The organism is Kosakonia sp. YIM B13571, assembly GCF_042788095.1.
Lineage (GTDB): Bacteria > Pseudomonadota > Gammaproteobacteria > Enterobacterales > Enterobacteriaceae > Kosakonia > Kosakonia quasisacchari.
On sequence record NZ_JBHZPL010000030.1, the window covers coordinates 1 to 1230 of the forward strand.

1 protein-coding gene is annotated in these 1230 nt (G+C 55.9%); it reads right to left on the reverse strand.

Going from position 1 to position 1230, the window contains the following annotated elements; translation table 11 throughout:
- Window positions 1–35 precede the first annotated feature (35 nt).
- Window positions 36–1171, reverse strand: a protein-coding gene (locus ACFX4O_RS24350) for an IS3 family transposase (protein WP_380211874.1) whose coding sequence is annotated in 2 segments (ribosomal slippage) — window positions 36–925 and window positions 925–1171 — 1137 coding nt in all. Because the reading frame shifts where the segments join, the coding sequence is not laid out codon by codon here.
- Between the last annotated feature and the right edge of the window lie 59 nt (window positions 1172–1230).

Genomic DNA, 1230 nt, shown 5'->3' on the forward strand with positions numbered 1-1230 from the left:
TGGACTGACCCCATGCCCGTAGACAAATTCTGTCCTCACGATTGGGCCTGTTCGAAGGCCTCCGGACTGACGCCGCCGAGGTGACTGTGGCGCCGGGCCCGGTTGTAGAACACTTCAATGTAATCGAAGATATCCGCCCGGGCCAGATCCCGGGTTTTGTATATTCTCTTCCTGATGCGTTCTTTTTTCAGTGAACTGAAGAACGATTCGGCCACTGCATTATCCAAACAGTTGCCACGCCAGCTCATGCTCGGTGCCAGGTTATTGGCCCGGCAGAAGCGCTGCCAGTCGTCACTGCCGTACTGGCTACCCTGATCGCTGTGAACGATAACCTCGCCGTCCGGTTTTCGACGCCACACGGCCATCATCAGCGCGTCCAGCGCGAGTTCGCGTGAGAGAGTGGGTTTCATCGACCAGCCGACCACATTACGGGCGAAGAGATCGATAACCACCGCCAGATATAACCATCCCTGCCAGGTGCGGATATAAGTAATATCGGTGACCCAGACCTGGTTGGCCCGGACAACGGTGAACTGCCGCTGCACGCGATTAGGAGCAACGACTGAAGGCCTGCCGGCGATACGACGTGGCGCTTTATAGCCACGCACAGCTTTAATCCGGTTCAGTTGCATAATCCGACCCACCCGGTTTTTACCGCAGGTTTCCCCGATTTCGTTCAGATCGCCATGAACCCGCCGGTAACCGTATACGCCTCCGCTCAGGGAATATGAGTCGCGGATAAGTATCAGCAGGCGCTGGTTATCTTTATCACGCGCCGAGACAGGGTTATGCAACCACGCATAGAACCCGGCCCGGGCGACATTCAGTACCCGACACATCGTCATCACACCCCATACAGTGCGGTGCTCATTGATAAAGCGGTACTTCAGTCGGGCTCCCTTGCAAAGTACCGCGCGGCCTTTTTCAGGATATCCCGTTCTTCTTCGGTGCGTTTTAGCTGCGCCCGGAGTTTCAGGATCTCGCTTTTAGCTTCCAGTAAATCCCGGGCATGCTGCTCGCTGTTATCAGGTTTGATAGCCCGTAGCCACTTGTAGAGGCTGTGTGCAGAGACGCCCAGACGGTCAGATACTTCGGCGACGGAATAACCGCGTTCCGTTATCTGACGGACGGCTTCTTCCTTAAATTCAGGTGTAAATCGTGGTGTGCCCATACGCTCCTCCTATGCTCAAACTATAGGGCAGGATCGTCTACCGGGGCGGGGTCAGTCCA